We start from the raw sequence: 24,956 nt of genomic DNA, 5'->3' as shown, positions 1-24,956 counted from the left end.
ATGGAAGAGAACCTGCTTGCCGAGCGGGACGCCGTGCAGCGCGTGGACGAGGTCACCACCGCGCTGGATCGGCTGGCCGGCACCTTCCAGGAGGAGGAGACGCTGGCCGAGGTGCTGCAGCGGGTGTGCCAGCAGGTCGTGCACGCGGTGCCGGACGCCGAGATCGCCAGCATCACCCTGCTGCGCGACGGCTCCCCGTACACCGCGACCGCCACCGGCGAGAGCGCGCACCACATCGACCAGGCCCAGTACACCGCCGGGGAGGGCCCGTGCCTGGAGGCCGCCCGGACGGGCGAGCTCCAGCGGGTCAAGGTGGCCGAGGCGGCCCGGCTGTGGCCCGAGTTCGCCGCGGCCGCGGCCGAGTCCGCGGTGCTCGGCTACCTGTCCGCGCCGTTGTTCATCGACAACGAGTACCACGGTTCGCTCAACCTGTACGACACCGGCGGCAACAGCTTCGGCGCGCTCGACGCGGCCTTGCTGGACCTGTACACCACCGCCGCCGAAGCCGCGCTGCGCAGCTCCCGCCGGCACCAGACCGCCCGCGAGACCATGGCCCAGCTGTCCGCGGCGCTGACCTCACGCGCGGTGATCGACCAGGCGAAGGGCATCCTGATGGCGCTGCACCGTATCCCCGCCGACGACGCCTTCGAGCTGCTGGTCAAGGCGTCGCAGGAGCGGAACGCGAAGCTTCGCGAGGTCGCCCAGGACTTCGTCGCCACCGCCATGGGCGCCGGGGAGTCCACTTAGGACTGAACTCGCCGGTGCCCGGAAACCCGATCACGTGTGAAACTGGACGGCGCCGAGACCCACGACAAAGGAGTCCGCATGGGTAAGCTGTTCAGTCGCCGCACTGTCCTCGTCACCGGCGCGAGCGTCACCGCCGGCCTGACGGTGCCCGGCATCGCCCACGCCGGTGGAACCGGCCAAGTCGGATTCACCCTGGACGCGCAGACGCTCGACGGCGGCGAACAGGTCACCTCGATCACCCTCGCCACCTCCCGGCTCGGGCCGCTCGACCCGGCGAGCCTGACCACCGGCACGTTCGGCGTGCACGTGAAGGCCACCAGCCCGATCGACACCGGCGGCCAGGACATCGGGTACGACCTCGACCGTCCGGTGACGGCCGCGCGGCTCGACCACCACGGGAACGTCGTGCTCGACCTGAGCTACGGCGAAGGGCAGCCCGGCGGCGGCACCCTCGGCTACATCACCAGCAAGGGCCGCAACGTCCGCCTCGACCTCGCCTACACCATCACGCAGCACGAGCCCCTCCGCGCGCGGCACGGCCGGCCGGTCACCCTCTCCCGGTTCACCCAGGGGCCCTTGGTCAACCCCGAAGTCGACGCTTTCGATTACCACACCTCACGTTCCGGGATGAAGTACCGGCTGTACTCCCCCACCCGTCGAAACGGGAAACGGCCCCTGATCGTCTGGCTGCACGGCGGCGGCGAAGGCGCTTCGTTGCCCGACAACTACTACGACAACGAAACGACGTTGCGCGCCAACCGCGGTGCGCTGGGTTTCGCCACCGGGGAGGCGCAAGGGATCTTCGGCGGCGCCTACGTCGTCGCCCCGCAGAGCACGTCCGCCTGGATGGACGACGGCCCCCGGTTCGCGCCGCTCATCAACGAGATCGTCCGGGACGTGCTGCGCACGCGGCCGGTCGATCCCGCGCGCGTCTACGTCGCAGGCTGCAGCAACGGCGGCTACATGAGCGTGAAGATGACCACCGTCTACCCGCGCACGTTCGCCGCGTCGGTGCCGATCTGCGGTGTCGTCGCCGCCCGCGAGCCGGGCGGGCAGCCGCTGGTGCCCGACGCCGAGCTGGCCGCGATCAGCACCCCGACCTGGCTGGTCGCCTCCCGCGACGACGACACGGTCGACCCGCGGGCCAACACCGTCCACGCCCACGAGCTCATCCCCCGCTCGTCGATGACGCTCTACGACCACGTCATCCGGAACGGCCACCAGTTCCCCGGCCACTGGTCCTGGATCTACGTCGCCCGCAACGACCCGAGCATCGGCGGCACCCACGTCTGGCAGTGGATGGCGCGGAAGCGCCGCTGAACCCCGGCCGTCAGTGCCACCGCTTCGGTCAGTCGACGCACCCGGCGGCGGGAGCCCACGCTGCGGAGGGTGTTGCCTTCGACGATGTCGGTGGCAAGGACGACACCGGTCGTCGACGCCGGCGCCCGGCGAGCCGGCGTCGCTCGCGAAATCCGCGCCTGAGTGACGCCTTCGTCGTGTGCGGTCCTGGTGGACAAGGCCTCGCACGCAGCAGCATCGCGGATCACCCGGCAACGAAGGGGCAGCACAAGAGACACGTCCGCGGCAGCGGGAGACCACCCGGTCCCCCGCTGCCGCGTGGATCACCTGGTGAGGAACTCGTCCAGGCGCAGCGCGCGGTTCACGATCCGGACGTCGCCGATCCAGCCGTGGAACACGTTGTCGAGTGCGCCGCCGTATTCGTGGCCGCCGAGGAGCCACGTGAGACCGAGGGAGGCGATGCCCACGGAGTCGGTGAAGGGGTTGTCGGCCACCGGGGAGCTTTCGACGTAGACCTTGGTGTGGTGCCCGTCGTTGACGACCGCGATGTGCCACCACTGGTCTTCGGCCAGGCCGTGGCTCCAGTTGGTGGTCGGGTAGGTCTGGCTGAGCGGGTAGCAGTTGAACTGCACCTCACGACCGTTGTTCGTGGTCATGAGCTGGGCCACCGGCTCCTTCGGGTCGGTGTTCTTGCCGTGCTTGCCCGCGTCGCCCGACGCGCCGCGCCGGACCAGGACGGGCATGTTGCCGTTGGCGCCCCCGTCCCAGTCGCGCGGGATCTTCACGAACGTCTCGATGGTGTAGCCGCGGGTGAACGTCTCGGTGTTCAGCGGCGCGCCCGCGCCCGTGGTCAGGTACGCGCCGTGCAACGGGCTCCGGCCGCCGGCGAACCGGAGGCTGGCGTGGCCCGGCTGGTCGGGGTGGTGGTCGTCGGTCCAGATCAGGGCGTCCGGGGCGGTGCCGGCGACGGACTGCAGCGTGAGGTCGTTGCCGTGGCCCGACAGGTCGCGCACCTTCTGGCCGGCGGTGACGGGGCTGCCGTTCGCGCCGACGTTGTCGAAGCGCCAGTACGCGAGCGTGCCCGGCACGAGCACCTGACGGGCCGGACGCGCCGGGCGGACCGGCACGGGGATGAAGCCGGCGAAGCGCTGCTCGAAGTCGAACGGCATCGAGAACCGGTCGACCGGCGTGGTGAGCCGCGACTCCAGCACCTCCATGCGGTTGCGCTTCGCGGGGTCCTTCTCGAGGATCCACGGCGAGATCGTCTCGACGTCGATCGTGTTGCGCTCGAGGTCGAAGTGGTACAGGCGCAGCATGCCGCCGCCGCTCATGTACCGGTTCTGGTAGTTCGTGATGTGCAGGTGCACGTCGTGGCCGGCGGTGTTCTTCTTCGTCATGCGGCCCGAAGGCCAGTAGTGGCCGTTGAGCGTGAGGAAGATCTGGTCGTTGTCCTTGATCAGCGTGTCCCACACGGTCTGGCCGTAGCCGCTGAACTCGGCGTTGTTCTCGGGGTCGCCGGACTCGTAGGGGTAGACCTCGTCGCCGTAGGTCGACCCGACGATCTCGTGGCAGGTCAGGATCACCGGCAGCTTCGGGTGCTTCTTGATGACGTCGTTGGCCCAGGCGAAGCCCGCGGCCGACGTGCGCCAGTCCATCGCCAGCAGCAGCCACTCGCGTCCGGCGGCGCGGAAGACGTGCGCGGTGTTGTAGCCGCTCGCGTCGGAGCCGAGGAACGACTTCTGCCGGCGGAACCGCTGCGGGCCCATCGTCTGCAGGTACGGCGTGGTGCCGCGGGTGTCGTCGCCGGACACGTCGTGGTTGCCCGCGAGCACGCTGTAGGCGACGCCGGCCGAGTCGGCGATCTTGAACGCCTTGTCCACGGCCTGGAACGACGTGACGTCGGCGTCCTGTGTGAGGTCACCGAGGTGGGCCAGGAAGACGATGTTGTTGTCCGGTTTGCCGCTGTTCTGGATCACGTACCGCAGCGACGCTTCCTGCGGTTCCGGGTTGATGCTGTTCTGGCTGCCCCAGTAGAGGTACTGGGTGTCCGGCATCACGGCGACGGTGAACTGGAGGCTCTCGCCGTCCGGGTTCCACCGGCCGCCGCCTCGGTTCGCGCTGTCCGCGGTCTCGGCCTGGGCCGGTACGGCGCCGAGCGCACCCAGCGCCGTCGCGCCGACGCCGGCCAGCCCCGCGTTGCGCAGGAAGGACCGTCGGTTCGGGCCCGCCTGGTTTTCGCGCATGATGTGCCTCATTCGGTTTTCCGGGAGAATCCTGCAACGGCCCGGACGCTATTCCCGCCTGCTTGAGCCGACACGAACACCAGATGGCCGATTCACGTCGGCTCCCTTACGTCGACGCCTTTCGGGTTGACAATCCTTGTCCTGCTTGACAATTCCTGTCCGGTGCGCGATTCCCGCGCTACTCCGGCGGCAGCTCTCCGGAAAGCGCCCGATACACCGGCCGCAGCAATTCGGTGACGTCCTCACCGCCCGCCGTGATCGCGAACGGCGGCGCCTGGTCCAGGAGCGCGCCGGACGACGAGCCGTGCAACTGCGGCGCGCCGCCCAGGCCCGGAGCCGGGCCGCTGACGAAGAAGGCGTCCATGACTTCGGTCAAGGGCGGGAACTCGGGATCGAGCGGCTCGGCGGAGATCAGCCGGTTCTTCAGCTCCTCCAGCAGCGCTTCGCGGTCCCGGCCGCGCAGCGCGAGGACGGTGAACGGGTCGTCGCCGACCCGCGCCACCAGCGCGGAGAACACGGCGTTCAGGTGCCCGCACGGCACCTCGGCGTCCGGGCAGGTGCAGTCCAGCGACACCTCCCGCGCCGACGACGGGAACAACGGCAGCCGGACCGCCTTGAAGATCTGTTCGACGTCACGGGGCAGTTCGCCCCGGAGCAGCTGGACCGTCAACGACGCTTTCGCGGCGAGCGCCTGGGTGATCACCGCCCAGTCCGCCTTCCCGAACGCCGTCAGCCCGATCCGCACCTGGTACGGGCGGCCGTCCTGCACCTCGGCGTCGACACGCCCGGCACCGACCTCCAACGACACGACGCTCCCCCGGCCGTGCGCGGGCAAGAGAACGCCGACCGCCGTCAGCGCCCGGACGAACCGGGTCGCCCACCACGGGAGCGGCTCAGTCATCGATCGCCTCCTCTCCCAGGGCCAGGACCCCGCGCAGCGCGTCCGCGGACAGTTCGGTGAGCCCGCTTTCGCCCTCGCCGACGACCATGCCCGCGAGCGCGCGTTTCCGGGTGATCAGGGTGTCGATGCGGTCCTCGATGGTGCCCGGGCAGACGAACTTCCGGACCTGGACGGTGCGCCCCTGCCCGATCCGGAACGCCCGGTCGGTGGCCTGGTTCTCCACGGCCGGGTTCCACCAGCGGTCCAGGTGCAGGACCTGGCTGGCGGCGGTCAGCGTGAGCCCGGAGCCGCCCGCCTTGAGCGAGAGCAGGAGGATCCGCGGCCCGTCGCCGGCCTGGAAGCGGTCCACGATCGCGTCTCGCGCCCCTTTGGCCAGGCCGCCGTGCAGGAACGCGACTTCGGCGCCGAGCCGGTCCGTCAGGTGGGGCACGAGCAGGTGGCCGAATTCGGTGTACTGCGTGAAGCACAGCACCCGATCGCCCGACGCCAGGATTTCCGCGAGGAGCTCTTCGAGGCGGGTGACCTTGCCGGAGCGGTGCCCGATCGGCGAGCCGTCGTGCAGCAGGTGCGCGGGGTGGTTGCAGACCTGCTTGAGTTTCGTGATCGCGGCGAGGATGTTGCCACGGCGCTTGATGCCCTGGCTGTTCTCGATCTTCTTCATCATCTCGTCGACGATCGCGCGGTACAGCGTGCCCTGTTCGCGGGTGAGCCGGTACTCCTGCCGGATTTCGATCTTCTCCGGGAGCTCGGGGACGATCGCGGGGTCCGTCTTCACCCGGCGCAGCAGGTACGGCTGCGTGAGCCGGCGCAGGCCGGCGGCCACGGCGGTGTCGCCCCGGCGTTCGATCGGCGCCGCGAACCGCTGCCGGAACTCGAACCGGCTGCCGAGCAGCCCGGGGTTGAGCAGGTCCAGCACCGACCACAGGTCGGCCAGCCGGTTCTCCACCGGGGTGCCGGTCAGCGCGAGCCGGTGCCCGGCGGTGAACCGCCGCACCGCCTTGGCCGTCGCGGTGTCGGCGTTCTTGATGGCGTGCGCTTCGTCGAGCACCAGGCGCCGCCAGGTGACCGTCTCGAGCTCGCCGGCGTCACGGGCGGCGGTGGCGTAGGTCGTGACGACGAGGTCGGCCGCGGCGACCTGCTCGGCGAGCGCGTCCCCGTGCGCGCGGGCGCTGCCGTGGTGGGCGAGGACACGCAGGCCCGGCGCGAAGTTCGCCGCCTCCCGCTGCCACATGCCGACCAGCGACACCGGGCACAGCACCAGCGTCGGCCGGTGATCGTCCTCGGCCCGCTCGAGCGCCTCGAGCGCCAGCGTCTGGACGGTCTTGCCGAGGCCCATGTCGTCGGCCAGGCACGCCCCGAGCCCCAGCGCCGCCATGAAGGCCAGCCAGGCGACACCCCGCTGCTGGTAGGGGCGCAGCGTGGCCCGGAACGACGGCGGCAGCGCGACCGGCCGCAAACCCTGGTGGACCCGCTCGGCCAGGACGTCGCCGACCCAGCCGTCGGCGCTGACGCCGGTGACCGGGAGCGGCGCCTCCCGCGCGAGGTGGACCAGCTCCAGCAGCTCGGCCGCGGTCGGAGGCCGGGTGTGCCGGTGCGGGTCGCGGCGCAGGAACTCGAGCCCGGCGCGGAGCCGGTCGGCGTCGACGCTGATCCACCGGCCCCGCAGCCGCACCAGCGGTGTCTTCGCCGCGACGAGCTTCGCCAGCTCCTCCTCGCCGATTTCGGTGTCGCCCACCGCGATCGACCAGCGGAACGCGGCCAGTTCGTCGCGGCCCACCCGGCTGCGGGTGACGACCTGCTCCGACGGCGTGCTGCGGACCGACAGCCGCAGCCCGAGCCGTCGCCGGCCGTCCCAGGTGGCCGGAAGCTGCACTTCGAACCCGGCCTCGAGCAGCCGGGTCGCACCGGAGGTGAGGAACTGTTCGGCCTCCTCGACGGTCAGGTCGTGCTCGGACGGCTGGGTCCGGCGCAACGCCGGCGCCAGCATCGGTTCCAGCAGCGCGGCCCGGCCCAGCTCGGCGACGAACAACCCCCTCGGGTCGCGGACCAGCCCGTTCGCCTCGCCCGACCAGATCTGCCCGGCCGAGAGCAGCAGGCTCGGATCGGCCGTCGCGCGCAGGAGGAACTGCAGCTGCCACTTGGTGCCGTCGCCGGTCTGGTCGTCGGGATCGGCCGCGGCGGGATCACGCAGCGTGCCGACCTCGGCCAGCCGGAAACACGCCCGGCCGTCGACGACGTCGGTGTCGGCGACCTCGTCCCACTGCGCGACGGCCTCGGCCAGGACACCGAGCTCACCGAGCGGCAGCTCGACGCGGGCGGCGCCGCCCCGCAACGCGGACAGCCACACGCCGACCGCGCCCCGGCCCCCGCGCAGGTCGACGGGCGGATCCGCCCGCGCCAGCCGGTCCCGGGCCGCCGCGTCGACCAGGGTGTGGAGGGCGTCGGTGACGAGCGCGCGCGGCGAGGCCCCGGTGAGCGGCGCGACCTGCTCGGCCCGCCCGACCGGCGGCATGGCCTTGACCAGCGCGTCGAACGCGACGAAGTCCACGCCCTGCAGCACCGGGCGCCACCGCGCCTCCGCCGCGTCGCCCTGGCGGACCAGCGTCGGCAGCACCCGCCCGCGCCGCACGAGGTCCGCGGCCAGGCGGGCCACCGCCCGCAGGTAGGTGACCGAGGCGCCGTACGAGGCCGCGTCGTCGAGGTCGTCCAGCTCGGTCGCGTCCACGATCAACGCCGGCACCGACCACGGCCGCAACGTCGGCGCCGGGCCACGCCGGCTCGGCGGCAGCTCGGCGGCGGAGAGCGGCCGGTTCGCCCGCGACGGCAGCAGCAGCGTCGCCGACGTGGGCTTGCCGGGGTGCAGCGCGGTCAGCTGCGCGCTGGAGACCGCGAACGGATGCGGCAGCGCGATCTGCGCCGAGCGGCTCGACGTGCCGGCCGGGCCCCGGTCGTGCTCCGCCCACAGCAGCAGACCCCGGCCCGGAGACCACAGAGCGTGCACCAAGGGCAAGGTCTGGAGCTCCTTCGTCCGGTCCGGCTTCCCCGCAGATCGTCGCACGGCGGACGTGGCGCTCGCCCGCGGTTCCCGGGAGGGCTCCCGGCCCGGCCTGGCTACGGTCCAGCCGGCCGGCCAGAGCTTCGCCCGGTCCGCGGTGTGGGCGTGGATCGCGCCGGCCCGCGCGGCTCAGCGGCCGGGCAGTTCGAACCGCATGTGCCAGCGGATCCGGCGGTCGGCGCGCGCCTGCGTCGGCCCGACGCGCTCGAACCCCGCCGCCTCGAACAACGTCGTCGTGCCCACGTGCGCGGCGCTCGAGCTGATCCGCGCGCCCTCGGTGTCGACCGGGTAGCCCTCCACCGCCGGCGCGCCGCACTCGCGGGCGTACTCGACGGCGCCGTCCAGCAACGCCCGGGACACGCCTCGCCGCCGGAACGGCGCCCGCACCACGAAACACACGACGCTCCACACCGGACGGTCGTCGAGCGCCGGGATGGTCCGCGACCGCACCAGCCGCTCCATCCGCGAGCGTGGCGAGACCCCGCACCAGCCGACCGGCGTGGCACCCTCGTAGGCCACGACCCCCGGAGCGGGCGAGCCGGCGCACAGCTCCCGGACCCGCGAGGCCCGCCGCTCACCCCGCAAGGCGCTGTACTCGGCCGAGGTGATCCGGTAGGCCAGACACCAGCAGGCACGCGGGTTCCCGCTGGGGTTGAGCAGCGCCGCGACGTCTTCGAACCGCGACGCGGGACGGACCTCCCAAGGCTCCACGACGGTCACCGGTCCCGCCCTTCCGTGGGTTCTGCCACCAGCGCGAGGCTCAGGTCGCGCAGGGCCCGCAGCTGCGCGGCGCTCAGCGTGCGGGTCATGGCGGTGGCCACGTGCCGCGCGTGCGCGCGGCCGAGGCGGACCTGGACCGACCGCCCCTCCGCGGTCAGCACGATCCGGGACGCCCGGCCGTCCCGGGGATCGGCCCGGCGCTCGACCAGCCCGCGCCGCTCCAGCCGGGCCACGAGCCGGGACACCCCGGCCTGCGTGAGCAGGACGTCGTCCATGAGTTCGGTGATCCGCAGGCCCTCGTCGTGCCCGGCCAGCGCGTAGAGCACGCCGTACTCGCTCGGCGCGAAGCCGCCCCACGCGCCGGCCTGCTCGAACTCGCGGGCCAGCGTCGCCTGCGCCCGGAAGAGGGCTTCCCACGCCTCGTTCGCCAACCGGAAGACGCCCGCCATCGACTTGTCCGACCTCCTCCTGCTCCGCGCTCGGCGCCAGGATATGCCCAGGGGAATACATGCGCAGTCATGTTGTTCTACTCGCTGTCAGCGGCCAGCACCAGAAGGGCGGACCCACCATGACCACGCCGGCACCCCTCGTCTTCGGGCTCGACACCTTCGGCGACGTCCCGGAGGACGACGCCGGCCGGCTGCTCTCGCACGGCGACGCGATCCGCCAGGTCGTCACCGAGGCGGTCCTCGCCGACGAACTGGGCGTGGACGTCATCGCCCTGGGCGAGCACCACCGGCCGGAGTACGCCATCTCCACGCCGGAGACCGTCCTGGCCGGCATCGCGACCCGCACCGAACGGATCAAGCTCGCGTCCGGGGTCACGGTGCTGTCGTCGGACGACCCGGTGCGCGTCTTCCAGCGGTTCGCGACCGTCGACGCCCTGTCCCGCGGACGTGCCCAGGTGATCCTCGGCCGGGGTTCCTTCACGGAGTCGTTCCCGCTGTTCGGCTACGACCTCAAGGACTACGAGGTGCTGTTCGAGGAGAAGATCGACCTCTTCGCCCGGCTCCTGGAGGAGAAGCCCGTCACGTGGGAGGGCACCACCCGTGCCGCGCTCGAGAACGCGGACGTGTTCCCCAAGACCGATTCCGGACGGCTCGACACCTGGGTCGGCGTGGGCGGCTCGCCCCAGTCGGTCATCCGCACCGCCCGCTACGGCCTCCCCCTCATGCTCGCCATCATCGGCGGAGCGCCCGCGCGGTTCGCCTCCTACGTCGACCTCTACCGCCGGGCCGCCGCGCAGTTCGGCACGACGCCGCACCCGGTGGGGATGCACTCCCCCGGCTTCGTCGCCGACACCGACGAGGAGGCCGTGGAAACGTTCTGGCCGCGCTACCGCGTCATGCACGACCGCATCGGCGCCCTGCGCGGCTGGCCGCCGATCGGCCGGGGGCAGTACGAGGCCGAGGTCGCCGAGGGGTCGCTGTACATCGGCTCCCCCGGCACCGTGGCGCGCAAGATCGCGGACGCCGTGCGGACTCTCGGCGTCGGCCGCTTCGACCTCATCTACACCGTCGGCAGCCTCCCGGCGTCGGCCCGGCTGCACGCGGTCGAGCTCTACGGCACCGAGGTCATCCCCCGGGTGCGCGCCCTGCTCGCCGAGGAGAAGGTGTCGGCATGAGCCAGGTTCGCGTCGGCATCGTCGGCGCCGGCAAGGTCGGCACCGTGCTCGCCCGGCTGGCCCTCGACGCCGGCTACGAGGTGCTGATCTCCGGATCCGGTGACCCGGCCAAGATCGCGCTCACGGTCGAGGTGCTGACGCCGGGCGCCGTGGCCACCACCACGGCCGACCTGGCCGCGCGATCGTCCGTGGTGATCCTGGCCCTGCCGCTCGGCAAGCACACCGCCCTTCCCGCCGAGGCGCTCGCGGGCAAGCTGGTGATCGACGCGATGAACTACTGGTGGGAGACGGACGGGATCCGCGCCGACCTCCGCAGCTCGACCAGCGAGATCGTGCAGGCGTTCCTGCCCGCGTCCCGGGTCGTCAAGGCGTTCAACCACATGGGTTACCACGACCTGGAAGCCGAAGCGCAGCCAAGCGGCGCCGACGGCCGCAAGGCGATCGCCATCGCCGGCGACGATCCCGCCGACCTCGCGGCCGTCGCGCGGCTGGTCGACTCGTTCGGCTTCGACCCGGTCCTCGCCGGCTCACTCGCCGACGGCGTCCGGCTCGAACCCGGACAAGAACCCTTCGGTGCCCACGTCGGGGCCGACGACCTGCGCATGATGATCGGCCAAGGAGCGGAGACATGAAGGTCCGGATTCCGGCCATCGCGCTAGGATCTGACATCCACGTCAGGGTCACCACCGGGAGGACGTCGTGCGGATCGGCGAACTGGCGGCACGGGCCGGGGTGAGCGTGCGATCCCTGCGCTACTACGAACAACAGGGCCTGCTCACCAGCACCCGCAGCGCCGGCGGGCAACGGCACTACACGGACGGCGAAGTCGAGCGGGTGGCCTTCATCCAGCGGCTGTTCGACGCCGGGCTGTCCAGCCGCACGATCGCCGAACTGCTTCCCTGCGTGGAATCCCCCAGCGAAGGCAACTCGGACGCCGCCTTCGAGCGGATGCAGCAGGAACGCGACCGGCTGACCCGGCACATCGCCGACCTCATCGACACCCGTGAGTCACTCGACGGTCTTCTCGCCGCGAACCGGGCCCACCGCGAAACGCTCCGGGCGGCCGCAGTCCGCCCGTAGTGCTCAGTCCGATTCGACGAGCCCGGCCATCCGGTCGAGAGTGCGGCGCATCGCCCCACGCGCCGCCCAGCGACCCAAGACGATCACCCGCAGCGGCTCCTGGCTCAGGTCCCAGCTCTCCCGGACCAGGGTGCCTCGATCACCGTGCTCGTCATGACGTACTTGCCGCGGAGATCCATTCTCGTGGCGAAACGGTCACCGAGTGCCCTCGGCCGCACCGGCGAGCCGGACCCGTCGATGTCCCTGTGCCGCACGGGATCGGCGGCTGAAGCCGCCCGGCTGGGACACTTCGCCGGTGATGCGGGAGAAACGTCGATGAGCCACCACACGGAGACGGCGATCGTCCTGCTGGCGATCTGCGCTCTCCTGGTGACGACGGTGTTCGTCGGGAGCCGGGGGCGGGAGAAGTCCGGAGGCCTCGGCCAGGTCCCGCCGGCGGCCCCGGAGTACGCGCGCCGGATCACCGCGCTGCGGGACGAGGACTACGACCTCGTCCTGCGGAGCGGGGCCTGGGTCAACGGCGTCAGCGTGACGTGGCCGTTCGCGAGCCTGCTGGTCAGCCGGAACCAGATCGAGCTGCGCGTCCAGGTACTGATGCCGATCCGGATCACCCGCGCCGAGGTTACCGGCCTGCGCCGGGTGCGTGGCCCGTTCAGCCGCGGCTTCGGGTTCCGGACCGCGTCGGGCCGGTGGGACGAGGTGAGCTTCTGGCCCGTGGGCAAAGCCGCGAAACAGCTGGCCGAGCTCGGCTGGCAGTGAAACCGCACGGCCGCTTCCGACCCGTTCACCCGTTTGCCCCCGCGTTGTACGTTGTTCACAAGCCGTCAGCGCCGATGGGAACCCCACGGGCCACGTGGCTAGGAGGCACTGTGCTGGAAGCGCTGGGCATGACTCCCGACGAAGAGCGGGTCTACCGCGTGATCGTCGGCGGCTACCGGACCGCGCCCGGCGAGATCGCGGGCAAGCTCGGGGTGAGCCGCGCCGAGGTGGACCCGATCCTGGAGGTCCTGCTGGTGAAGGGGCTCGTCAACCGGATCGACGAGCACTACACGTCCGCGCCACCGGACGTCTCGCTCGGCCCGCTGCTGGTGCACGGCCAGGAGAAGCTGGAGGCCGCCAGGGCCGCGGTGACCCAGCTCGCCGAGGAGTACCGCGGCAGCGCGCGGCGGCGGGACTCCGCGCAGCTCGTCGAGGTCATCACCGGGGTCGACGCGATCCGGCGGCAGGCCCTCGCCATCCAGCGCGGCGCCCGCGAAGAGTCGCTGTGGTTCTGCCTGGAGGGCAACGTCGCGATGGCGGCGTCGGAGAACGTCGAGGAGGCGCTGGCGCAGGCCCGCGGCGTGCAGTACCGCGTGATCTACGAGACCGGCCTGCTCGAGGAACCCGGCCGGATCGTCAACGTCCTGGAGGGCATCGAGGGTGGCGAGATCGCCCGCTCGATCTCGAAACTGCCGGTGCGCCTGGCCATCTCCGACCGCTCGGTGGCCCTGTGCCCGCTGGTCAGCCACGACAGCACGGGCGAGCCCACCGCCGCACTCGTCCGGGAAAGCAGCCTGCTGTCCGCGCTGGTCGCGTTGTTCGAGGTCTACTGGGAACGCGCGTCGCCGCTGCGGATCGGCGGCACCGCGCCCACGAGCCACCTCGACCCGGAGGAGCGGCGGCTGCTGTCCCTGCTCATCGGCGGCGTCAGCGACAAGTCGATAGCGACCCAGCTCGACGTCAGCTACCGGACCGTCCAGCGGCGCCTGCAGGACCTGATGCGCCGGGTCAACGCCCGCACCCGGATGCAGCTGGCCTGGCAGGCCAGCAAACTCGGCTGGCTGGACGAGCCGAGCCCCGGGCACCTCCTGCCGCGTGACGGCAGAAGGCACCCGGAGCCCTTGAGCGAGACTATTTCGAGCTGAGCCCGTACGCCCGGAGCACCGTCTGGTCGACGACGTCGCCCGCGTTGTCGGTGGCCTGCACCCGCAACGCGACGTAGGAGTTCGTGGCCCCGAGCGACGGGTGGTCGATCGTGGCCGCATAGGACTTCCCCGTGCGCTTCACGTCGACGGCGCGCCAGGTCTTGCCGTCGTCGTAGGACGCCCAGGCCTTCATCGACCGCACGTCCGGCGCGGCCATCCCGTCCTGGAACCGCGCGCTCAGGCCGATCTCGGCCCGTCGGCCGGCCGGGAGCCGGTTGCCGGCGTCGGCGTCCACCGCGTAGTCCAGCTGCAGCAACGGAAGCAGCGCCGGGGCCGCCGACCCTGCCGATCTCGCCGAGCGGAACGTCCACGACGTCTGCGTGCTGGTGCCGAACAGCCACTCCGGCGAATCACGCCGGACCGACAGGTCGAGCCGGTAGGTCGCCGGGTCCGCGCCGGCGGGGAAGGTGCCGAACGCGTAAGGCTGCTCCGACACGAGCTTGCCGTCACGGAACAGTTTCGCCGACGTGGTGGCCGGGGCGGCCTGGTCGTCACCCTCGTTGAACCCGTAGTGCCCGGCCTGGCTGTCCACGAACTCCGGGATCTGGATCCGGAAGTTGTCGCCTTCGCGGGCCGAGTCCATGCCCGGCACACCCCGCGGGATGGCGGGCCGCACGACCGGCGCGAACCAGTCCTCGGTGAGGTTTTCCTGGCCCGTATAGGTGCGCGGCGCCGCGGTCATACCGCCGTCGAGCGGCGACATCTCGTCCCAGACCAGACCGTGCTTGACCCGGTGCTGCCACAGGATGTCCCCCGAACTCACGTACTCCTCCCGGGTCGACGGCGTCGCCACGTACCGCTGGTACTCGTTGACGGCGAAGTCCTGCCACGGCTTCCACGCGAACCGCTGTTCCTTGGCCTCCCCGCCGCTGCCGGTCTGCCGGTAGTGGGTGGTGACGGTCGCCGTGTTCGCCGCGGTGACCCGGTGGACGAGCTTCTCCGGGATCCGGTCGTGCTCGGTCTGCACCACGTCGTAGAGGTACGGGCTGACCGCGATCCCCTGCAGGCTCAGGAAAGCCGGGAAGCGCTTGATCTTGGCGAGGAGCGCGAGGCCGTCGTCCCGGTCGAGCTGGACGGTCGGGATCGGCAGGAACGGCGCCGCGCTGACCGACGGCACCGACGCGGTGCCCCAGCCGTCCGGCACGGTGATGAAGACCATCACCGCACCGGCGTCCGCGGCGGCCCGGGAGACCTCGTCGCGGTTGTAGTCCGCCGGGTCCGGGTCGACGATCGCGGCCTTCCCGCGCACGTTCGCCTTCTTGAAGTCCGCCGGTTTGCCCTGCCCTGCGGAAACCGCCTGCAGCAGCCGCCAGCCGTCCAGTTTGGGCGAGCCGGCGAGGTAGCGGGTCGTGAGCGGGTCACGGCCGCCCAGGACGTTCGCCGTCAACGGCGGCGCGATCCGCGACCAGCGGGAGCCGAACTCGAAGGCCCCGGTCGTCACCTTCGGCGTCGGGGTGACCCAGAGTTCGCGGGTGTAGTCGAACTGCATGGCGTAGTTCGCGATCTTGCGCGGACCGAGCTCCCGGTAGGTGTAGTAGCTCCAGATCCCGGCCTGTTCCGACGGTTTCGGGGTCTCGATCTGGACCTTCACCGCCTTGCGGGCGTCCAGCACGATGGTCGTGTCACCGGTGATCCGGATCTCCGGCTGGACGACCTGGTAGGCGGAGAGCCCGGTTTCGTCGCCGTCCACCTGCGCGGTCAGGTAGTAGACGCCCGCGCCGAGTTCGACCGTCAGGCTGTCGCCGCCCAGCCAGGTGTTGACGTCGAAGCGGTAGTCCTCGCCGTACATCAGCAGCCACGGCGCGACGGTGGGCTTGCCCTGCAGGTCGAGGGCGGTGAGGGTGACCTTGTGCTTCGGCGCGGTCTTGTCCGCGCCGAGCGAGGTGTGCACGACCACGCCGTCCGCCGTCGCCGTGAGCCGCCCGCTGTAGGTGCCCGCCGCCAGTTTCGCCGGGTCGCCGGTGATCGTGACGCTCGCCTGGCCGCCGGCGGACAAGTCCACAGTGGATTTGTCGATCCGGATGCCGTCGGCGGCGGGGACGCCGGCGAGGGACTTGGCGTCGAGGGCGAGCTTCAGCGAGACCGGCGTGGTGCCGGTGTTGGTGTAGGTGACCACTTTGGACACCGGCGCCCGGCCGTCCTCGACCGCGCCGAGGTTGAGCGTGCCGGTGGCGAACACCTTCTGCTTCACCGCGCGGGCCACGTCGACCCGGCCGCCGCCCTGCTCGAACACCGAGAGTCCGTTGGCGGTCAGGGAAGTGCTGGCCAGGGCGTCCTTGAGTCGGCTGCCCGTCCAGTCGGGGTGCTGCTGGGCGAGGATCGCCACCGCGCCGGCGACGTGCGGCGTGGCCATCGAGGTGCCGGAAGCGGCGGTGTAGTGGTCGTCGACGACGTCGCCCATGGCAGTCCCCGCGGCGCGGGCGGCGACGATGCCGACGCCGGGCGCGGTGATGTCGGGCTTGACGGCGTTGTCGCCCAGGCGCGGGCCGCGGCTGGAGAACGGCGCCAGGCTCTCGTCACGGCCGACCGCGCCGACGGTCAGCGCGGCCTCGGCGGTGCCGGGCGAGCCGATCGTGTAGGCGCCGAGTTCGCCGTCGTTGCCGCCGGCCACCACGAAGAGCGTGCCGGTCTGCGCGCTGAGCGCTTCGAGCCCGAGGCTGAGCTCGTCGGTGCCGTCGGTCGGGCCGCCACCGAGGCTCATGTTGACCGCCTTGGCGCCGGAGTGCGCCGCCCACTCCATCCCGGCGAGGACCCAGGACTCGTAGCCGAAGCCGTCGTCGTCGAGCACCTTGCCGACGAGCAGTTTCGCGCCCGGCGCGGCACCCTTGAGCCGGCCGCCCGAAGCGGCGCCGGAGCCCGCGATCGTCGAGGCGACGTGCGTGCCGTGGCCGAAGTGGTCGGTGGTGTCGGGGCTGGTCGTGAAGTTGACCGCCTCGCTCACGCGACCGGCGAGGTCGGGATGGGTGGGGTCGTAACCGGTGTCGAGCACGGCGACCGTGGTGCCGGTGCCGTCGTAGCCCGCGGCCCACGCCTCGGGCGCGCCGATCTGCGGGACGCTGCGGTCGAGGGAGGCGCGGACCTTGCGGTCCAGGGAGATCCGCTCGATCGCGCTGCTCGCCGACGAGGTCCAGAACGCGGTGGCGTTGGCCTTGCTGGCCCGCGCGGAACGACCATTGACGCTGGTCAGCGTCGCGCCGAACTCGGCGGCGGCCGGGGCGGCCTCCTTGGCCCGGAGATCGGCGCCCTTGCGGTAGGTGAGGATCAGCGGGAGCGTCTTCGACTGCTCGTCGGCGTATCCCTCGGCGATCAGCTCGGTGACGTCGAACAGGGTCCGGTCGACCTGCTTCGAGCCCAGCCGGGGTGCGACGTCCTCGGGGAAGACGCTGAGGTGGCCGTCGATCTCCTGCTGGTGGAACCGGATCTTCTCCCGGCCGGGAGCGGGCTGGATGGTGGCGGCCTGCTTGCCGCCAGGCTGCCGTTCGACCTGGACGACGTCCCCGGTGAGCAGGGTGACCGAATGACGTTCGACGGCCGCGGACGACGGTACCGCTTGCGGGCCGGGGGCCGCGTCCGCGGCTCCGGCGGTGCCCGCGGCCAGGGTGGCGGCGCAGGTCAGGACCAGAACACGTGATGTCCAGTGCATCGCACCAGGCTCGCGCCGGTGCCGTCATCCGTCACTAGGGCGGCGGCGTCCGAAACACGACACGTCGCATCTTCGTCAACGGCTGACGGACGGGCCGGGCTGTCAGGAGCGTCGCAGCCCGGTCAGCAGGACGTCGAGGTAGCGGCGGCCGGTGGCGCCGCGCTCGGCGGCGCCGAGCCCGGGCTGGACGTTCACGGCGTAGGCGACCCCGCACATGAGGGACATCAGGTCCCTCTCGGACACCCCGGGATCGACCACGCCCGCCGCGTGCGCACGATCCAGCAATCGGCCGAACAGGCCGGTGAGCCGCCGCTTGAGCTCGGCGGTGCTCGTGAGCGCGTCGACCGGGGCGGCGAACACCGGCAGCAGGGACGCGTCGGTCAGCTGCGCCTCGATCCCCGCGGCCAGGAACCCGCGCAACGCCGGCCACGCGTCGGGATCGGCCAGTGCCTGCTCGGCGTGCTCCGCCAGCGCCTCCAACGCGGGCGCGGCGACCGTTTCCAGCAGCGCCTCCGGCGTGGGGAAGTGCCGGTAGACCGTGGCGACCCCGATGGACGCCGCCCGGGCCACGTCGTTGAGCTGCAGCGGCTTGCCTTCGTCGACGTAGCGGCGGGCGGTTTCGACGATGCGCTCCCAGTTGCGGGCGGCGTCCTTGCGCAGCGGGGTGGAGGTCACGCCCGCAGTATAAACGGATGAGTTATCCACCTGTGCTACGGTGAAACGGATAGCTCATCCGGATCGGGCCGAAAGGGACCCTGATGCCCACCACCACGCATGACAGCGTCGACGTAGCCGGCACGACCCGCACGTTCACCACGGTCGAGCCCGCGGAGGACACCCCGTCCCGCGCGCTCGTCCTGGTTTTCCACGGATCGCGCCAGACCGGCGACAAGCACCGGGCGTTCACCGGCGAGGCCTTCGACCGGCTCGCCGCCGACGGCACCGCCGTCGTCGTCTATCCGGACGGCTACCGGGGAAACTGGAACGACGCACGCCGGGAAAGCCGGTTTCCCGCCCGGCTGGCGGGAATGGACGATCTCGCGTTCACCCGGGCGGTGATCGCCGAGCTCGCCGCCCGGAACCGCATCGACCCGCGGCGCGTGTTCGCGATCGGCTTCTCCAACGGCGGCCAGCTGGTCATGCGGCTCGCCCACGAGACACCGGGGCTCCTCGCCGGTGCGGCCGTGATCGGCGCGACCATGCCCGCGCCGGAGAACTTCCTCGCCACGGACACCCCGCCGGCACCGCTGCCCATGCTCTTCATCCACGGGACGAAGGACCCGATCATCTCCTACGACGGCGGCACGATGAGCTGGTGGCAGCGGCAGGTGTTCAAGGTCGGCGGAACAAGCTGGTCCGCACCCCGGACCGCCCGGTACTTCGCCGAGCGCAACGGCATCACCGCCGACCCGATCACCACGCGCCACCCGTCCCGGCCCGGAGCCGCCACCACGGTCGAGCGCTCGGAGTACCGCGAGGACGGCAAACCGCCCGTGGTGCTGTACACCATCCTCGGTGGCGGTCACACCGTCCCCGGCCCGGCCGGCAACCCCCGGATCCTCGGCAAGACCAGTCACGAGGTCGACGCCGCCGACCTCGTCGGCACCTTCTTCGGACTCCAGGAGGAGCAGACCGTCCGCGAGCCGCGCTAATGCGTGCCAGGCTACGCAGATCACGTCGAGAATGGCCCGGAAGAACAGAAACCACCGAAAAGGCGTGACACCCCAAAGCGACGATAATCGACCTTTTCGACATCTTGAGCATCAGCCGGGCGTTCACATTTCCTGCTCGCGGCAAAAGATCCGGCACGGTCTCGCCGACGTCGAATACCCCCATACGGGGGCTTGGGGTATCGGTCAACTGGGCGAGACGGTACGTTGACGACGGCAACCCAGGACCTCGGTGCCACAGAGAGTCCTTCTTGCGTGGTAAATGCGCTACCACTGCCTCCTCGGTATTCACGCACCGTCGTCTGCGCATTTCGTCATCGCCGTCGCACCGCGCCGGCGGATCATTGCCTAGCTGTTCCAGGAAAAGAAATCGTGATGCGACGCATCCGTACCATTGTCCGGGTCCTGTTCGGGGCCACCGTCGCGACGGGCGGCCTGATCGCACTGGCGCCGGCGGCGCAGGCCATCACCATCCCGGTGGCCTGCAGCGAAAACGCCCTGGTCGCGGCGGTCAACCTGGCCAACTCGACCCCCACCGCGGACACCCTCGTCCTGGCGGGTGGCTGCACCTACGCCATGACCAGCGCCCACGGCGGCGCGGCGAACGCGCTGCCGGTGATCACCACCCCGATCGAGCTGATCGGCCCCGCGACCGTCACCAACGCCTCGCTGCTGGGCCTGGGACTGTTCCGGATCGCCGAGGTCGGCCCGACCGGCAACCTGACCCTCACCACCGGGGTCTCCTTCACCCGGGGCAACGTCCTCGGCAACGGCGGCGGCATCCTCAACGGCGGCGCGGTCACCCTCACCGGGAGCACGCTGACCGGCAACACCGCCTCCGGCAACGGCGGCGGCCTCGCCAACGCCGACACCCCGTCCGGCACCGCGCCCGCCGCGACGTTCACCAACAGCCCGTTGTCGGGCAACACCACCCTCCTCGGCGACGGCGGGGCCATCTACAACGGCCTGCGCGGGACCCTGACGGTCACCGGCGTCTCCGGCAGTCCCCTGTTCGTCACCGGCAACAGCGCGGGCCGGGGCGGCGGCATCTCCGCGGTCGGCTCCACCGCGACCACCCTCACCCAGACCGCGGTGACGAACAACCACGCACTGCTGCTCCTCGGTTCCGCCGGCGGCGTCTACCGCCAGGGCGGCACCATGACCACCACCACTTCACCCATCACCGCCAACACCCCGGACAACTGCGTGGGCAGCGTCCCGGCCGTCCCCAACTGCACCGGCTGACCACCCCACCGGCGCACCCGACGCCCCCGCCGACCTTGACCGGCCGGCGGGGGCCACTCGGCTCGGAACCGTTTCGCCGCAGCGCCACGGTTGTCACGCGGGGCGTGGTGCGGGCTGACGGTGCCCGCTGAAACAGTCGCGAAATGCGTGGTCAGGCTGTCGTCTCCAGTTCGCCGAGCTGTTTCCGCAACGCGGCGCGGATGCTGCTGCGAGCCTCGTCCCCGACGGCGATCCGCAAGGGCGGGTTCGGGGTGTCGGCGGCGAACAGGATGGCGTCGACCACTTCCTGCGGGTCGCCGACGGTGCGCCGACCGCCGACGAGCTGCGCGACCGGCTCAACACGCCGGCGGAGGACGATCGGCTGAGCTGAACGGTGCTGGCGCAACCTCTTCGGCACCTCGCGCAGCACCCTCGACCGGCAAGCCGGCATCCTGCTGGGCGACCGCGTGCCCGCTGTTCGCGCCTCGCCACAGCCGACCTGACGACCAAGCACACCGCGGAAGGCACCGAGACGTCCGACGGACCATGACAGGGGCCTCACCTCTGCGGCGCGGAACCGAAGGACCTCAGCCCTCGGCGGCTTCGGCGTCTTCGTCCGGGGGACGCTTCCACTTGAGCTTCACCTCGAACTGCCCGTCGATGCCCGTTTTCGCGATCACCGCGCCCGCCTCGGCCGAGAGCTTGATGCCGAACTTGATCTCCACCTCGTCCGGTTTGCGGGTCATCGCCTGGAACTGGCCGAGGGCGGCGGACGCCGCGTCCTTCACCGCGCCCAGCGCTCGCTCGAACGACACCTTCGCGTCGACCACGAGGTCTTCGCGGCGGGACACCCTGGCGGTCGACGGCCCTTCGGCGACCTCGACCACCACTTCGCCGCCCTGCTGCAGTTCGAACCGGGCCAGCTCCGTCATGCCTGCTCCTTCACTGTCCACACGGGACGGTCAGCCACTCGCCGGCGGGTACGTTGCGGCGGACGGTGTCCAGGTCCGCCAGCAGCGCGTCCAGCCGCGAAGGGTCGTCCAGGTACTCCAGCACCGCCCGGTAGAACGCCCCGGTCATCGTGGCCGGCATCAGGTCGGAGGCGTCGAAGCACAGCCGCTGCCGCGGCGACGTCAGCGTCGAGGAGACCTGGCGGCTCACCACGTCCTCGTAGACGCCCCCGACGTTCCGGTCGACCGAGAACACGCTGCCGTGGTGGATGCCGGGCCAGATGCGCTGCGCCTGGTCCGAGGCGAGGTACCGCATCAGCTCGCGCGCCTGCGGGGTGTCGTGGAACATCGCGGCGAGGTCGGCGGACACCTCCGACACCGCGGGCCCGGGGAACGGGAAGAACGCGAAGTCGCTCCCCGGCCTGGGCGCACTGCCGTCGGCGCGCTTCATGGCCGCATAGCCGCCCATGACGAACGACGCCTGGTGCTCCAGCACGCACCCGGCCGGCCGGGTGAACAGGCCACGCCCGGCGTCACCGAAGTCGGTCAGCAACGCCGCGGGCGCGCCGCCACGCACCGCGCCCGGCACGGCGACCAGCGCACCCCAGTCCGTCCAGGCCTGGCTCACCTGCGACGAGCTCCACGGCAGCTTGCCCGCCGCCCACTCCCGGTAGACGTCGGGACCGGCCGAGTGCAGCAGGATGTCCTCGATCCAGTCCGTCCCGGGCCAGCCGGAGGTCGGCGGCGCGCCCATGCCCAGGCACCACGGCGTGCGGCCCTCGGCGGTCAGCTGCCGGCCGAGCGCGAGCAGTTCGTCCCACGTGCCGGGCCGGGCGCCGCGGAGGTTGCCGACGTCGTACCAGATCGCGCTCTTCAGGTCGGCCTTGACGGCGATCGCGTACTGCCGCTCGGTGCCGGCCTTCTCCAGGTCCAGCCACTGCTGGCCGAATCCCGGCTGCGGGCCGAGCAGGGCGTCCAACGGCTCGAGCTTCCCCCGCCGGGCGTAGGTGGCCAGCGATCCCGGGTTCGGCAGCACCGCGACGTCGGGGGCGGTGCCCCGCTCGACGTCGGAGGCGAGCACCTGGTCGAGCGCGCGGGTGCCCTGGTAGTCGACCTCGACACCGGTCGCGGCGGTGAACGCCCGCAGCACCGTGCGGAAGTCGTCCTCCTCGGCGCCGGTCCACGACGCCAGCACGGTGACGCGGCCGGCGCCACCGGTCCCGCAGGCGCTCGAACCGAGCAGGAGCACGACGAGCACGAGCAGCGGCAGTTTCGTCCACAGTGGATTTCTCATGCGCGGTACCGGTATTCGTCGATGCGGCGGGACATGCCCCAGGCGATGAGGCCGAGGGCGGCGACCGAGAACGCCGGGGCGAGGTACTCGACCCCGCCGGAGTCGGCCGCGTCGCGCACGCCGGCGGTGACGGCCTCGGTGCCCGCGTCGACCGCGCCTTCGCCGACGGCGGCCGGGGCGAACCGGGGCTGGGCCACGAAGTCCGCGACGGTGCTGCCGCAGCCGGCCGCCTGGTCGCAGTGCCGGGCCAGCAGCGCCGCCAGCCCGGTCTGCCCGGCGGAGTCGGTCGCGGCGATCCCGGTCTGCCGGTCGGCGAGCACCGCGTCGGTCCGGGCCCGGACGTCGTCGAGGCGCAGCTGCAGGCCCAGCACGACGGCGAGCGTGACGCCGACCCCCACGGTCAGCGCGGTCGCGCCCAGCAGCGGCAGGTTGAACCGGCGGCGGAACCGGCGCCACAGGTACCACTGGGTACCCACCAGCACCGCGGCGGCCGCGGCCGGGGCGAGCAGCCACACCGGCAGCAGCCCCGGGCTCATGCCGTCTTCGAGCTGGTCGTCGAGCGCCGCCCGCTGCAGCCCCTGCAGCGTCGTGAGCTGCGCGAGCACGCCGTCCGGGCCGTGGAGCAGCCGCGAGGCGTACCACAGGTCGGCCACGCCCAGCACCTCGCTGCCGGGCTGCCGGAAGTGCGCGTCCGCCTGCCCGACCGCGCCGGAGTAGGCCGCGACCAGCCCCGCCACCACCTGCAGGGTGCCGGTGCCGGGGGCCCCGGCCTGGTTGGCCTCGGCCACCTTGGCCAGGCTCTGGCTCGCGCCGGCGAGGCTGTTCGCGTAGTCCTGCCCCGGACCCGCCAGTTTCGCCTCGCCGGTGCGGAAGGCGTCGATGGCGGCCTGGTCGGCTTCGCTCAGCGCCGCACGGGCCGCGGCCACCTCCAGCACCGCCTCGGTCGTGCGGTCGCGGACCGTCCGGGCGGCGTCGAGGACGTGGAGCACCGCCGTCAGGGACACCGCGAGCATCACCAGCGTCGTGGCGAGCTGCAGCCCGAGCAGGCGGAACAGCCGGGCCCGGGTGCGGGTCGGGCGCAGTGCCGGCGGTGCCTCGGCGGTCACGCCGTCGCCTCGCCCAGCGTGGCCTGGCAGGTCGAGCAGAACCGGGCGCCGGCGGGCGAGAGCTTGTGGCACTTCGGGCAGGTGACCGGCGGCTCGTCCGCCGCCGGCTGCGGCTCCGGCTCGCGGGCCGGCGTGGCCGGCCCGATCCGGGACACCCGGGAGATCAGCACGTTGAGGATCGCGCTGAGCCCGGCGTCGGGGTGCAGGCGGACCTGCCCGGCCCCGGCGTCGACGATGTCGACCACCCGGCGCAGCCGGTCGAGGATCTCTTCGTTGCCTTGCTCGGTGGCGAGCCGGACCGCGGTGCCCCACGCCCGCTCGGCGTCTTCGGCCCGGTTCGCGGCCAGCGCGTCGCCGCCCGCGGTGAGGGCCTCCGCGAGCTGCGCCTGCGCGGTGTACTGCAGCACCATCGGGTGCACGAGGGTCGGCTGCACCGGGTCGTGGGTCCACCGGCCGACCACGGTGGCCGGGCCGGCCGTGCGCGCGCCGGCCACCGGCTCGAAGTCGGCCCAGGCGAGCTGGCGGTCTTCGTCGTAGCGGGGCTCCAGCTTCGGATCCAGGTCGACGCGGACGTGGTAGTCCCGGGACTCCCCGTCGGCGAAGGAACCCAGCGACAGCACCAGCTCTCCGTCGCCGTCCGGGCGGCAGCGGTCGGTGAGGTCGTACTCGTGGGGACGCACCTGCTTGACGAACCGCAGTGAGCTGTAGCCCATCGTGCCGACCCGCAGCCGGACCTCGGGCAGCACCTTCGTGAGCGCCGCGCCGATCAGCTCCCGGAAGTCCCCGGTCAGCTTCCGGTCCTCGACGACGGAGTCGGCGCCGCCCCGCAGCACCTTCACGATCTCGGCCAGCTCGTCCGGCACCCAGCCGTCCCCCACTCCGCGGGCGTCGCAGACGAAGAGCCCTTCACACGAGTCGAGGACGGCGACCAGCGCCTCGTGCGTCTCCGACTGGTTCTTGCCGTCGGTGAGCAGGATCGCGTGGCAGACGGCGCCGGTGTGCCCGGCGAACAGCTCTTTCGCGCGGTCGAGCCACCGGCCCATCGCGGTTCCGCCGTACGCGGCCAGGTGCGCGACCTCCTGCCGCGCCGCGCTCCGGGTCGCCGCCGACGCCGCGACGAGCCGGTTGTCGTGCGGGTACACCATCGTCGCGAGCTCGGTGCCCCGCACGACGGCGAACAGCACCCCGTCGGGCAGGACGTCGATCGCGGCCGCGGCCGCCCGCTTGGCCTCCTCGATCTTCGTGTGCGGGTGGCGCATCGAGCTGGAGCAGTCGACCAGCAGCACCTCCGCGGCGGTGGCCGGCCGCGGGCCGGGACCGCCTCGCGCGCTCACCGTCAGGATCGCGTGCATCGCGGTGTCCCCTTCGGCCAGGAACTTCTGCTGGTGCACCTCGATGCTCAGCTCGGCCCCGCTCATCGCCGCCCGCTCCCCTCG

21 protein-coding genes are annotated in these 24,956 nt (G+C 72.0%); 9 read left to right on the top strand and 12 right to left on the bottom strand.

What is annotated here, in order from left to right; all coding sequences use genetic code 11:
- On the top strand, window positions 1-747 hold the full coding sequence (locus ACGFMK_RS27700) for an ANTAR domain-containing protein (protein ID WP_392768999.1): 747 nt from the start codon (window positions 1-3) through the stop codon (window positions 745-747).
- A 78-nt stretch (window positions 748-825) separates the two neighbouring features.
- Window positions 826-2,067: a prolyl oligopeptidase family serine peptidase gene (locus tag ACGFMK_RS27695; protein WP_392768996.1), complete on the top strand. Its 1,242-nt coding sequence runs from the start codon at window positions 826-828 to the stop codon at window positions 2,065-2,067.
- A 302-nt stretch (window positions 2,068-2,369) separates the two neighbouring features.
- Here ACGFMK_RS27695 and ACGFMK_RS27690 read toward each other — a convergent pair whose 3' ends face one another.
- From ACGFMK_RS27690 to ACGFMK_RS27670, 5 genes are all read right to left on the bottom strand, one after another.
- A complete protein-coding gene (locus tag ACGFMK_RS27690; protein ID WP_392768994.1) occupies window positions 2,370-4,289 on the bottom strand; it encodes a LamG-like jellyroll fold domain-containing protein in 1,920 nt (639 codons plus the stop codon).
- 178 nt (window positions 4,290-4,467) lie between these two features.
- Complete coding sequence (locus ACGFMK_RS27685) at window positions 4,468-5,190, bottom strand: hypothetical protein (RefSeq protein WP_392768991.1); 723 nt, start codon at window positions 5,188-5,190, stop codon at window positions 4,468-4,470.
- Window positions 5,183-8,200, bottom strand: coding sequence for a DEAD/DEAH box helicase (locus tag ACGFMK_RS27680; RefSeq protein ID WP_392768988.1), 3,018 nt, complete (start codon window positions 8,198-8,200; stop codon window positions 5,183-5,185). Before ACGFMK_RS27680 ends, ACGFMK_RS27685 begins: the two co-directional genes overlap by 8 nt.
- A gap of 174 nt (window positions 8,201-8,374) precedes the next feature.
- Window positions 8,375-8,965 (bottom strand): GNAT family N-acetyltransferase, encoded by a 591-nt coding sequence (locus ACGFMK_RS27675; RefSeq protein WP_392768985.1) that lies wholly within the window; start codon window positions 8,963-8,965, stop codon window positions 8,375-8,377.
- Entirely contained in the window at window positions 8,962-9,414 is a 453-nt protein-coding gene (locus ACGFMK_RS27670) for a MarR family winged helix-turn-helix transcriptional regulator (RefSeq protein ID WP_392768982.1), read from the bottom strand. The genes ACGFMK_RS27675 and ACGFMK_RS27670 overlap by 4 nt, the downstream gene beginning before the upstream one ends.
- Window positions 9,415-9,533: 119 nt before the next feature.
- On the opposite strand from ACGFMK_RS27670, the gene ACGFMK_RS27665 reads away from it, so the two are divergent.
- The 5 genes from ACGFMK_RS27665 to ACGFMK_RS27645 all read left to right on the top strand — a co-directional run bounded on the left by ACGFMK_RS27665 (window position 9,534) and on the right by ACGFMK_RS27645 (window position 13,573).
- Complete coding sequence (locus ACGFMK_RS27665) at window positions 9,534-10,589, top strand: LLM class flavin-dependent oxidoreductase (RefSeq protein ID WP_392768980.1); 1,056 nt, start codon at window positions 9,534-9,536, stop codon at window positions 10,587-10,589.
- Entirely contained in the window at window positions 10,586-11,221 is a 636-nt protein-coding gene (locus ACGFMK_RS27660; RefSeq protein WP_392768977.1) for an NADPH-dependent F420 reductase, read from the top strand. The genes ACGFMK_RS27665 and ACGFMK_RS27660 overlap by 4 nt, the downstream gene beginning before the upstream one ends.
- A gap of 67 nt (window positions 11,222-11,288) precedes the next feature.
- Window positions 11,289-11,669 carry a MerR family transcriptional regulator gene (locus ACGFMK_RS27655; RefSeq protein WP_392768975.1) on the top strand — a complete coding sequence of 127 codons (381 nt, stop codon included), beginning with the start codon at window positions 11,289-11,291 and terminating at the stop codon, window positions 11,667-11,669.
- 315 nt (window positions 11,670-11,984) lie between these two features.
- The gene (locus ACGFMK_RS27650) at window positions 11,985-12,428 is read left to right on the top strand and encodes a hypothetical protein (RefSeq protein WP_392768972.1); all 444 of its coding nucleotides are present in this window, start codon (window positions 11,985-11,987) and stop codon (window positions 12,426-12,428) included.
- A 110-nt stretch (window positions 12,429-12,538) separates the two neighbouring features.
- The gene (locus tag ACGFMK_RS27645) at window positions 12,539-13,573 is read left to right on the top strand and encodes a helix-turn-helix domain-containing protein (protein ID WP_392768969.1); all 1,035 of its coding nucleotides are present in this window, start codon (window positions 12,539-12,541) and stop codon (window positions 13,571-13,573) included.
- Here ACGFMK_RS27645 and ACGFMK_RS27640 read toward each other — a convergent pair.
- Window positions 13,560-17,276 (bottom strand): S8 family serine peptidase, encoded by a 3,717-nt coding sequence (locus ACGFMK_RS27640; protein ID WP_392768966.1) that lies wholly within the window; start codon window positions 17,274-17,276, stop codon window positions 13,560-13,562. The two genes, ACGFMK_RS27645 and ACGFMK_RS27640, sit on opposite strands and share 14 nt — an antisense overlap.
- A 102-nt stretch (window positions 17,277-17,378) precedes the next feature.
- A complete protein-coding gene (locus ACGFMK_RS27635) occupies window positions 17,379-17,951 on the bottom strand; it encodes a TetR/AcrR family transcriptional regulator (protein WP_392768964.1) in 573 nt (190 codons plus the stop codon).
- A gap of 83 nt (window positions 17,952-18,034) precedes the next feature.
- Between ACGFMK_RS27635 and ACGFMK_RS27630 the strand changes: the two genes are divergently transcribed.
- The gene (locus tag ACGFMK_RS27630; RefSeq protein ID WP_392768961.1) at window positions 18,035-18,928 is read left to right on the top strand and encodes an alpha/beta hydrolase family esterase; all 894 of its coding nucleotides are present in this window, start codon (window positions 18,035-18,037) and stop codon (window positions 18,926-18,928) included.
- 393 nt (window positions 18,929-19,321) lie between these two features.
- Complete coding sequence (locus ACGFMK_RS27625) at window positions 19,322-20,191, top strand: hypothetical protein (RefSeq protein ID WP_392768958.1); 870 nt, start codon at window positions 19,322-19,324, stop codon at window positions 20,189-20,191.
- A 151-nt stretch (window positions 20,192-20,342) separates the two neighbouring features.
- On the opposite strand, the gene ACGFMK_RS27620 is transcribed toward ACGFMK_RS27625, so the two are convergent.
- The 5 genes from ACGFMK_RS27620 to ACGFMK_RS27600 form a co-directional block, all read right to left on the bottom strand.
- Window positions 20,343-20,600 carry a hypothetical protein gene (locus tag ACGFMK_RS27620; RefSeq protein WP_392768955.1) on the bottom strand — a complete coding sequence of 86 codons (258 nt, stop codon included), beginning with the start codon at window positions 20,598-20,600 and terminating at the stop codon, window positions 20,343-20,345.
- A 157-nt stretch (window positions 20,601-20,757) separates the two neighbouring features.
- On the bottom strand, window positions 20,758-21,102 hold the full coding sequence (locus tag ACGFMK_RS27615; RefSeq protein WP_392768953.1) for a CU044_2847 family protein: 345 nt from the start codon (window positions 21,100-21,102) through the stop codon (window positions 20,758-20,760).
- 10 nt (window positions 21,103-21,112) lie between these two features.
- Complete coding sequence (locus ACGFMK_RS27610) at window positions 21,113-22,414, bottom strand: ABC transporter substrate-binding protein (protein ID WP_392768950.1); 1,302 nt, start codon at window positions 22,412-22,414, stop codon at window positions 21,113-21,115.
- Window positions 22,411-23,520: a hypothetical protein gene (locus ACGFMK_RS27605; RefSeq protein WP_392768948.1), complete on the bottom strand. Its 1,110-nt coding sequence runs from the start codon at window positions 23,518-23,520 to the stop codon at window positions 22,411-22,413. Before ACGFMK_RS27605 ends, ACGFMK_RS27610 begins: the two co-directional genes overlap by 4 nt.
- Window positions 23,517-24,938, bottom strand: coding sequence for a VWA domain-containing protein (locus ACGFMK_RS27600; protein ID WP_392768946.1), 1,422 nt, complete (start codon window positions 24,936-24,938; stop codon window positions 23,517-23,519). The genes ACGFMK_RS27605 and ACGFMK_RS27600 overlap by 4 nt, the downstream gene beginning before the upstream one ends.
- Window positions 24,939-24,956 lie beyond the last annotated feature (18 nt).

The organism is Amycolatopsis sp. NPDC049252 (assembly GCF_043197175.1).
GTDB lineage: Bacteria > Actinomycetota > Actinomycetes > Mycobacteriales > Pseudonocardiaceae > Amycolatopsis.
Note: the sequence above shows the minus strand (reverse complement) of the source record. Positions and strands in the feature narration are given on the sequence as shown.